The sequence below is a fragment of the Microcoleus sp. S28C3 genome, assembly GCF_036700785.1.
Taxonomy (GTDB): Bacteria; Cyanobacteriota; Cyanobacteriia; order Cyanobacteriales; family Microcoleaceae; genus Microcoleus; species Microcoleus asticus.
This window is the reverse complement of record NZ_JAUBPO010000171.1, coordinates 1-9,635: the sequence shown is the minus strand read 5'-3', so window position 1 is coordinate 9,635 and position 9,635 is coordinate 1. Positions and strand designations below refer to the sequence as shown.

The following is a 9,635-nucleotide window of genomic DNA, read 5'->3' as shown; positions in this document are numbered from 1 at the left end:
AATCCAAACTACCGAAAACTCCTAGAATACGGCTCTCTCAGAGCCTGACTCTCCCAAAATATGTCCGAACTGTTGTTAAATATCGAGTTGTTGCTGAGCGAGGTGATAGTAAAGTCCGCGTTCAGCCATCAATTCGTCGTGGTTGCCTTGTTCGGCTAAAATGCCTTTGTCTAGAACTAAAATTCGATCGGCATTACGCACCGTAGACAACCGATGAGCGATAATAAACGCAGTGCGATCGCGACTAATGCGGGCGAGATTTTGCTGGAACCTGCGCTCAGACTCCGTATCCAGGGAAGAAGTTGCTTCGTCCAAAATCAAAATTCGGGGATCGCCCAAAAGAGCGCGGGCGATCGCAATTCGTTGTCGCTGGCCCCCAGACAAACTTGTTCCCCTTTCCCCCACAGGAGTTTGATAACCCAGCGGCATATCTTGAATAAAAGCGTGAGCTTCTGCTAGCTTCGCCACTTCTATCGCCTCTTCCAAGCTTGCAGAAGCAGCATCGTTTCCGTTTTTATACAGCGTAATATTTTCCAAAATCGTTCCCGAAAACAAGAAACAATCTTGAGGAACAACACCCAACTGAACTCGCAGCGACTGCAAAGAAATGTGCCGAATATCGTGGCCGTCAATTGTCAGCCGCCCTTTTTCTGGATAATAGAAACCTTGCAGCAGCTTTACCAAAGTGCTCTTACCGGAACCGCTGCGGCCGACAATTGCCACAGTTTCTCCAGCTTGCACCTCAAAGGAAAGATTTTGCAGCGTATTGCGTTCCTCATCCTGAGCATAGCGGAAAGAAACATTGTCAAACTTGACGTTTCCCTGAATGCGAGGCAGCACCAACATTGGCTTGTAAGGGCTTTCTTCAGGTTGGGCCGAGAATACATCATCCAAACGCTCGATCGAAACCAGCACTTCTTGAAACTCATCCCAAAGTCCCACGACTGAAAGCACAGGAGAAATGACGCTCCCAATCATCATATTAAAAGCAACAAATTGACCGATCGTCAAATCATCTTGAATCACCAGCATTGCCCCATACCACAGCAAAGCCGTACTCCCCAAAGTATTAATCCCACCCCCGATCACCTGCAAAGAATTAGCCAACTTCTGCCCGCGACATTTAGCATTAATCATGCAGGTTAATTGGTCTTCCCAGCGCCAGCGCATTTCTCGCTCAGCAGCAGTTGCCTTAACCGTCGCCACCCCAGTAATCATTTCCACCAAAGATGAATTTTGCTTAGCACTTTCGGTAAAAACCTCCCGCGACACTTTTCGCAGAAAGGGAGTTGCCACTAAAGTCAAAATCACGATCGGCGGAATCAACGCCAGCACCAACAAAGCCAGACGCCAGTTATAGTAAACCATCAGTCCGATGTAAACTACAGCCATCAAAGCATCCAACCAAGCCGTAATAGCTTGGCGAGTCAAAAACGCCTGAATTTTTTGATTTTCCTGAACCCGCGTCAAGATATCGCCTACCTGACGAGATTCAAAAAACTTGATCGGCAAACTGAGAGTGTGGCTGATAAAGCCGCTAATTAAAGTCAGGTCAATGCGGTTCGACAAATAATCCAGCAAATATTGTCGCGTTGCCCCCAACAGCGATCGCCAAACACTAAACAGCAGCAGCCCGATCGCAAAAACGTGCAGCGTTACTACGCTTTTGCTGACAACCACTTGGTCTAAAATTACTTGGGTAAATAGGGGAGTAACTAACCCAAATATTTGGATTAACAAGGAAAGAATCAAAATTTGGGCGATCGCACCGCGGTAGGGCCAGACTATGCCGACAAAATTTTGAATTTTGATGCCTTTATGTTCGTCACTGTGATTGCGATACAGCTCCGCTGTCGGGTCTAAAAGTAGGGCGTACCCAGTCCAATTTTCGGTAAAAGCTTTAATGCTCATCCACCGCTTCCCTGCCGCCGGATCGGCAACTAAAACCTGTTGATTTTTAAAGCGGTAAACTGCAACGTAGTGATTGCCTTGCCAGTGAGCGATCCAGGGATTTTGATTGCGCAGCGGAGTTAAAGAAGCTCGCACGGGACGGGTTTGAAATCCCATCCTTTCCGCTGCTTTTGCCAGACTCTTGAGCGAGGCGCCGCTGCGACCGATTTCTGCCAATTCGCGCAAGTAATTCAGGCTGAATTTCTTACCCCAATATTCGCTAATCATGGCTAAGCAGGTTGCTCCGCAATCTGCGGCACTCTGTTGTTGAATGAATGGGTGCCCGCTGCTTAACCATCTGCGCTGCTTGGGTTTTGGGAATCTGATGATTCCGCCTACAGCTTTTTGCTGCTCGACATCTGTTAATTTTGACTGCTCGGTTTTTGAGGTGGAGCTGGCATCTTTTGGCAGCGTTACTAAGCTTAAAATCGGAGGTTTGCGGATGATTTTAGGGCGGGAATTGCTTTCGGAACTAACTGTGGCTTTGGCGATTTCCCACTGTTCGGCGCTAAGCTGGTAAATTAGCAGGTTTGTTGCGGCTTTCCAGTCGCTCCGCAGCTCTGAATGCCCCCAGCTACTACCAATAATTGGCGGTGCTTCACCTTGAATTTGACCGCTGCAGAGCCAAAAATGATTGGTAAATTTTTGGCAGTGCTCAACGAGGGAAACTCCGGCAGGAATTCGGCTTTCTTCTATGTAAGGAAGTAAGTGAGGCCACAGAAGCTGTTGTTGGTGGGGAGCGAGCGATCGCAAATCTGTTTGTGTCTTGAAAAATATTAACCGCTGGATATGTTGGAATTCTTGCTGCAAGTGCTGTTGCAGTTGGGGGAATTCCTCTAAAATAAGCTGCAATTTGCTTGCTGCAATTCGAGCAATTTGGCAAGTACCGGCCGCAATAGCCCTGTAAGGCAGTCCGGTTTCAATAAATAGCTTTTCTGTCCCAAATATTGCTCCGAGTTCCAGTACCACCGCCGAAATTTCCTGCTGTTGAGAGGCTTCTAATGCTAGCAGCCTGACTCTTCCCTCGCAAACTAAATAAAAATTGCTATCGTTTTCTTTTTGTTCAAGTAAATTGTTGGTATTATCTGCGGTTTGATATTGGGTAATTTCATCTCCGAGCTGAAACTCGCAAATTTCACAGGCTGTATTAAATTTTGCAATTAATGTCTGTTCTGCACCGATTTCCTCCAATAGTTTTTGAAGAGCTTGAACAGTCGGTGATGACGCTTGGGAATGAGCGAAGTAATTCGGTATCCCTAAACTGTTTTTCATAGATTCCCCTGTTAAAATTTTCTGTCAACTTTCTTGACCGACAACTAACTAGGTTCGGTTCAAAATTTTTTTAGTGTTACCTAGCTGGCTCAAAAATGCTGTTGGAGTCCTGGGGCCAAAACCTTTTATTTCAAACATTTTTTGACAAGTTTTAAAATGTCGGAATTAGGGGTTTTTTTAGTAGAGTACGGTTATTACGTAAGTGTGGTTTTTCTGGCTCCAATCATAGCGTACAAAATAGCTAGAATGACTACAGTTTAACGGTCATCTTTACAGAATCTTTATAATTAAGCGGTATTTTCGCGCATAATTGTGAAGATTCTGTAAAGATAAGCGAACACAGCTTGTAATTGTAACCGTAAATACACGCAGACAGCTTAATTAAATATTAAAAACGTTCAATTCTCGATAATCTGTGCGTTCTAGAAGGATTAACGTAAAGAAATAATGCTAATTTGTAGCAGGAATTCGAGAAACTAATTGAGAATTGAGCCTGGGTATTTAGCGGGATTTAAACAAAGAAGTTGGAGTCTCGATTCAGGGAACCCACCGCTGGCGGACGCACCAACTTTGCAGCCGACGCAGAAACCGGGTTTTTTACTAAAACAGAAGAAAGTTCGGCAACGAAGCAGTCTACGGGATTTAACCGATGTAACGGAGATCCGCAAGAAGTCCCATCGAAGAAGGAAGTTCGGCAACGAATTGTGCAACGGATGTCACGGATGTAACGGATGTCAGGAAGAAGGAAGAAGCAAGAAGCAATTCCCTGCGGAAAAATCGTCAAATTCTCTTTCTTTATGCAGAAGGCTATTATGCAGAAGGCTATTATGCAGAAAGGTAGAGATGCTAAATTCACACCAAATACTTCGATCGCGCACAACTGAGCAAAATAACTATGAACCGCCCCGCACCTGACGCCCACTCTCAAATGAGCGACATTGAACGCGCTAACCTCAGCCAGCTCATCGATTACACTTCCATTCGATCGATACCCGAAATTTGGGCGATCGTCAAACAGCGATTACCTCAAACCGTCGCCCTCCACGATCCCCACACCAAGCCGGAAATTAAGCTAACCTACACCGACCTTTACCAACAAATCCAGCAATTCGCCGCCGGCCTCCAAGCCCTCGGCATTGAAGCCAATCCCGAAGAAGCAGTCCCTCCCCGAGTCGCCCTCTTCGCAGACAACAGCCCCCGCTGGCTGATAGCCGACCAAGGTATCATGATGGCCGGGGCCGCCAACGTTGTTCGAGGCGCCACCGCCGACCCCGAAGAACTCCTGTACATCATCCAAGACAGCGGCAGCACCGCCTTGGTACTCGAAAACCTTGCATTACTGAAAAAACTGCAACACCGCCTCCCCGATTTACCCATTCAACTCATCGTCCTCCTCTCCGACGAAGAACCGGAAACCAGCCAAACCCTAAGCACAGTCAAATTTTCCCAAGTGATGACCACAGGGGCCAACCGTCCCCTCAAACCTTCCAACCACAAGCCTCAAACCCTCGCCACCCTCCTCTACACCAGCGGCACCACCGGCAAACCCAAAGGCGTCATGCTGACTCACGGCAACCTGCTGCACCAACTCACCACCTTGGGCACAATTCTCCAGCCCGAAGCCGGCGAGGGCGTCCTCAGCATTCTGCCGAGTTGGCACGCCTACGAACGCAGCGTCGAATACTTCCTGCTTTCCCAGGGATGCACGCAAATTTACACCAATATTCGCTATTTCAAACAAGACTTTAAAACTTACAAACCCCAGTACATGGTCAGCGTTCCGCGCATCTGGGAATCGATTTACGAGGCAGTACAAAAGCAATTTCGGGAACAGCCACCTAACAAACAAAAATTGGTTAATTTCCTGTTATCTGCCAGCCAGCAATACATAGAGAACCGCCGCATTTTCCAAGGATTAACTCTCAGTTTGAAACCGGCTTCTGCTTCCGAAAAACTAATCGCCCGCACCAAAAGCATTCTGTTGTCGCCCGTACACGCCCTCGCCGAAAAACTGGTTTACCAAAAAGTCCGGGAAGCTACCGGAGGAAGTTTTAAGTGGGCAATTAGCGGCGGCGGTTCTTTGGCGGCGCATATAGACAATTTCTTTGAAATAGCGAATATCGGCTTGTTGGTGGGATACGGTTTAACCGAAACATCGCCGGTTTTAACCGTCCGCCGCCCTTGGCACAATCTTAAAGGTTCCGCAGGACAGCCGATCGCCCATACGGAAATTAAAATAGTAGACCCAGAAACCAGACAGCAACTGCCCACAGGCCAGCGCGGTTTGGTATTGGGCCGCGGGCCGCAAATCATGGCAGGTTATTATCTCAATCCCCAAGCTACCGCCAAAGCCATAGACCCCGAAGGCTGGTTCGACACCGGCGATTTGGGCTGGCTGACACCGGGAAACGACTTAATCTTGACCGGGCGGGCTAAAGATACGATCGTCCTCAGCAACGGCGAAAACATCGAACCCCAGCCCATAGAAGACGCCTGCCTCCGCAGCCCCTACATCGACCAAATTATGCTAGTAGGTCAAGACCAGAAATCCCTCGGCGCCTTAATTGTCCCCAATCAAGAAGCCGTGCAGAAATGGGCAGAAACTCAGAATCCCCCATTACACGAAATTGACTGGAATAGCAAGACAATTCAAGATTTATTCCGCAAAGAATTGAACCGAGAGGTGCAAAATCGCCCCGGATACCGCGCGGACGATCGGATTGGCCCGTTCCGGTTGATTCGGGAGCAATTTTCGATGGAAAATGGAATGTTGACCCAGACCCTGAAAATTAAGCGCCCGGTTGTGACGGAACACTACCGCGATATGATTGACGGAATGTTTTGAAATATTCGCAGGACTTGGGGAATGGAAAAGAAAAAATTATCCCAACACCCGAGTCCCGAGTCCGAGTCCTCAGTCCTCAGCCATTAGGAAATATTTACCAACTAATGACTGATGACTAATGACTAATGTCTAATTTCTAATTCCCAACTGACAATCAACAACTTTATGGAACCACAATTACTCTTGAAGCGATCGATTAACGTTAAAGTCGTCGTTACTCCCCGCTGGAAAGAAGAAGCTCAACAGCAACTCCAAGCCCAAATCAACCAAATAGACTCTCAGCTACAACAGTTAGAAATGCAAGGGCAGCGGATGGTTTCAGAAATCCAAAAGCAAAACCTGCACCCCCCAGGCCCGCAAGTAATGCAGCAAATAGAAAACATTCAAGTGCAGGTGAATCAAAGAAAAAGCGAACTGCTAGAACAGAAAAACCAAAACCTGCAACAGCTTCAGCAAGTGCAGGTGCTAGACCTCGAACAAGAAGTGAGTCAAGGTCAAATTGACGGCACGTTCACTGTCGGGCTGGGAGAAAACTTGATTCAAAAAATGCAAGTAGAAGTTCTCCTCCGCGACGGCATAGTCGAAGAAATTCGAGGTGATATTTAGAAATTGGTAAGTGGTAATTGGCGATCGGTAATTGGCAATTGATTTTCAGTCAACAGTCACACATCAAGAATGCGAGAGACTGGCATAATAATAAGTATTGCCGGTGGCCGATCGCCAATTATCAATTGCCAAATACCGATTACCTATTACCAACTCAAAAGGACTTTTTACAGATGATTCGCGAAGTTTTCATGCCAGCCCTGAGCTCTACCATGACAGAGGGCAAAATTGTTTCCTGGGTCAAATCCGCCGGAGACAAAGTAGAAAAAGGTGAAACGGTGGTGGTTGTTGAATCCGACAAAGCCGACATGGACGTGGAGTCTTTCTACGAAGGTTATTTAGCAATAATTATCGTACCAGCGGGCGAAGTTGCTCCGGTGGGAGCGGCAATCGCCCTGGTAGCAGAAACAGAAGCTGAAATCGCCACCGCTCAGCAGCAAGGAACCCCCGCCCCAACCGCAGCAGCAGCCCCCGCTCCCAGCCCCGCTCCTGTCAGCGCAGCTACATCGTCAGCAGGTTTGCAGCAAAATGTCAGCCGCCAAAACGGCCGCAGCGTCGTTTCTCCCCGCGCTCGCAAGTTAGCTAAAGAATTTAAAGTAGATTTGAATTCTATCAAAGGCAGCGGGCCCAACGGCCGGATTGTCGCAGAGGATGTGGAAGCAGCAGCCGGGAAAGCCCAACCCGCTCCGGTTCAGCAACCGGTAACAGTCCCCGCAGCACCCGCACCCGCAGCACCCACAGCACCCGCACCCGCACCCGCCCCCGCAGCAGCCAAACCCGCACCCGCACCAGTCCCGGCGGTGGCACTTTCCGGCCAAAGAGTACCGATGAACGCGCTGCAAAATGCGGTGGTGCGGAATATGGAAGCAAGTTTGAGCGTGCCGTCTTTCCGCGTGGGTTACACAATTACTACTGATAATCTGGACAAACTCTACAAACAAATTAAGTCGAAAGGTGTCACGATGACGGCTATGCTGGCGAAAGCAGTAGCAGTAACTTTACAAAAACATCCTCTGCTGAATGCTTGTTATGTGGAGTCGGGAATTCAATACCGCGCTGATATTAATGTGGCGGTAGCGGTGGCGATGGACGGCGGCGGTTTGATTACGCCGGTGCTGCAAAATGCCGATCGCCTCGATATTTATTCGCTCTCGCGCACTTGGAAGGATTTAGTCGATCGCGCCCGCACCAAGCAGTTGAAGCCTGATGAATACAGCACGGGTACTTTCACTCTTTCCAATTTGGGAATGTTTGGAGTAGACAAGTTTGACGCTATTTTGCCGCCGAATCAAGGCTCGATTTTGGCGATCGGCTCTTCGCGGCCGCAAGTAGTGGCAAACGAGGAAGGCTTGATGGGAGTGAAGCGCCAAATGCAGGTGAATATTACTTGCGATCACCGAGTGATTTACGGTGCTGATGCGGCGTCTTTCTTGCAAGATTTAGCGAAATTGATCGAGACAAATCCTCAATCTTTGACACTTTAATTAGGACTAAAGTCCTGACTACAAACCTTACTCTGAGGTTCGTAGTCAGGACTTCAGTCGGGAACATCTCAGTATTGCAAAAAGGATTTTTATTATTATAGAACCCATTTGACATCTTTTGTAAAATCCTTACAGGGCAACTATTCTAGCCTAAATTTAGGATTCTACTGATTCGCCCCAAACCTAGTTGTGGTAATAAGTCTGGAATAGATGTCAAATGGGTTCTACAGGCCTGAACTATGCCTACAGCCATACCCTCGATAATAAAGAAAGCATCTCCAAATTGAACGTTAATAACGTGTAATTTCTCAGCGTTAAAAAAGCACGCAATTCGGAAACACGTAAAAGAAAAATTATGAAAAATACTGTTTATCACCACCAAACTTTGGATTCAGGATGCCGGTTACGAAATCGCAAAGAAGGCTTTTGAAATATCTTTAGTGTGAGCGTGCAAAAAAGGAGATAACAGCCTAAACTTTTGCCTGCATCCCCTAAAAATCAAGTATTAAGTAGTTGTACAAAATTAATCACACAAAAAATCCCCTGAAAGCCTTACAACATAAAGAGTCTTTATCTAATTAATTTCGTTTGGTTACTTACGTAGGCTCTAAATACCACGCGATTCCAATGCTTTTGCTAAGCGTTCTAAAACTTCTGTCATCTTTTCCTGGTTGAGAGTAGCAGCATCAACAAGTGCAACTTCTGCTTCTGCTTCTGCTGCTTGCCGACGAATTAATCTTTTTTTTGCAGATTCTACGCTTCGGAGTAATAGAAAAATAACAAAGGCGATAATCACAAAACTAATTACAGATGCCAGGAAAACACCCCATTTTATACCTCCTGGTGCCCAACTTTCCAGGTCTTTAGCTCCCGCAGCCGTTAAAGCAGGATTAAGAAGAATGGGAGTAATAATATCTTTGACTAAAGAATCAATGATTTTTCCAAAGGCTCCACCAATGATGACGGCAACTGCCAGTTCAAGGACATTTCCCTGAACTAAAAACTTCCAGAAATCGCTCCAAAATCCGCTACTACTTCTTGCCATGATGGATGTTCCCCTATAGATATGCCAGTAAAATTTATTTTCTCATGATTCAGGAAAAACTTTATTATATTTTAAACCAAACAAACTGGTCAAAGGCGATCGGGTTCAATCTAAGAACGGAGTGGCGCGACTTTTTGGTGCAACGGATGTTGTCCTTACTTTTCACGCTATCTCTGAAAGCCTAGTCATGCAAGGGTTTCATCTGAAGACGTTTGTCAATAATTTCTACTTAGGGCTTGCTGAAAAAGTGTACGCAGTGGAAAAACGAGGCTACACAGCTTGAAAAATAGTAGGTTTATTGGTGAATTCCCAAATTTAGCCAGAGACGAACAACCAAGGTGCAAAGGTTTTGAGCCTCTATAGCGATCGCAAATCATTCATAAATCGATCGAGGGTTCGATCGAGCAGTAGTTTCATGAGAATGTTGGCTCAA

7 protein-coding genes are annotated in these 9,635 nt (G+C 46.7%); 5 read left to right on the top strand and 2 right to left on the bottom strand.

Going from position 1 to position 9,635, the window contains the following annotated elements; genetic code table 11:
* Window positions 1-75 precede the first annotated feature (75 nt).
* Complete coding sequence (locus QUA13_RS30150) at window positions 76-3,222, bottom strand: ABC transporter transmembrane domain-containing protein (protein ID WP_333204481.1); 3,147 nt, start codon at window positions 3,220-3,222, stop codon at window positions 76-78.
* Between the two features lie 524 nt (window positions 3,223-3,746).
* Here QUA13_RS30150 and QUA13_RS30145 point away from each other — a divergent pair.
* The 5 genes from QUA13_RS30145 to QUA13_RS30125 all read left to right on the top strand — a co-directional run bounded on the left by QUA13_RS30145 (window position 3,747) and on the right by QUA13_RS30125 (window position 8,157).
* Window positions 3,747-3,950, top strand: a complete 204-nt coding sequence (locus tag QUA13_RS30145) for a hypothetical protein (RefSeq protein ID WP_333204479.1) — start codon at window positions 3,747-3,749, stop codon at window positions 3,948-3,950.
* Window positions 3,951-3,953: 3 nt separating this feature from the next.
* Window positions 3,954-4,106 carry a hypothetical protein gene (locus QUA13_RS30140; protein WP_333204477.1) on the top strand — a complete coding sequence of 51 codons (153 nt, stop codon included), beginning with the start codon at window positions 3,954-3,956 and terminating at the stop codon, window positions 4,104-4,106.
* 11 nt (window positions 4,107-4,117) lie between these two features.
* Window positions 4,118-6,067 carry a long-chain fatty acid--CoA ligase gene (locus QUA13_RS30135; RefSeq protein ID WP_333204475.1) on the top strand — a complete coding sequence of 650 codons (1,950 nt, stop codon included), beginning with the start codon at window positions 4,118-4,120 and terminating at the stop codon, window positions 6,065-6,067.
* A 165-nt stretch (window positions 6,068-6,232) separates the two neighbouring features.
* Window positions 6,233-6,673: a YlqD family protein gene (locus QUA13_RS30130; RefSeq protein ID WP_172186046.1), complete on the top strand. Its 441-nt coding sequence runs from the start codon at window positions 6,233-6,235 to the stop codon at window positions 6,671-6,673.
* A gap of 173 nt (window positions 6,674-6,846) precedes the next feature.
* A complete protein-coding gene (locus tag QUA13_RS30125; RefSeq protein WP_333204483.1) occupies window positions 6,847-8,157 on the top strand; it encodes a dihydrolipoamide acetyltransferase family protein in 1,311 nt (436 codons plus the stop codon).
* A gap of 607 nt (window positions 8,158-8,764) precedes the next feature.
* Here QUA13_RS30125 and mscL read toward each other — a convergent pair.
* Window positions 8,765-9,202, bottom strand: a complete 438-nt coding sequence (gene mscL / locus QUA13_RS30120) for a large conductance mechanosensitive channel protein MscL (protein WP_194067975.1) — start codon at window positions 9,200-9,202, stop codon at window positions 8,765-8,767.
* Window positions 9,203-9,635 lie beyond the last annotated feature (433 nt).

What these genes read in the sequence shown, in the direction of transcription:
- QUA13_RS30150 (WP_333204481.1), bottom strand. Translation starts at nt 3,222, where the DNA reads ATGAAAAACAGTTTAGGGATACCGAATTACTTCGCTCATTCCCAAGCG.
- QUA13_RS30140 (WP_333204477.1), top strand. Translation starts at nt 3,954, where the DNA reads ATGTCAGGAAGAAGGAAGAAGCAAGAAGCAATTCCCTGCGGAAAAATC.
- QUA13_RS30135 (WP_333204475.1), top strand. Translation starts at nt 4,118, where the DNA reads ATGAACCGCCCCGCACCTGACGCCCACTCTCAAATGAGCGACATTGAA.
- QUA13_RS30130 (WP_172186046.1), top strand. Translation starts at nt 6,233, where the DNA reads ATGGAACCACAATTACTCTTGAAGCGATCGATTAACGTTAAAGTCGTC.
- QUA13_RS30125 (WP_333204483.1), top strand. Translation starts at nt 6,847, where the DNA reads ATGATTCGCGAAGTTTTCATGCCAGCCCTGAGCTCTACCATGACAGAG.
- mscL (WP_194067975.1), bottom strand. Translation starts at nt 9,202, where the DNA reads ATGGCAAGAAGTAGTAGCGGATTTTGGAGCGATTTCTGGAAGTTTTTA.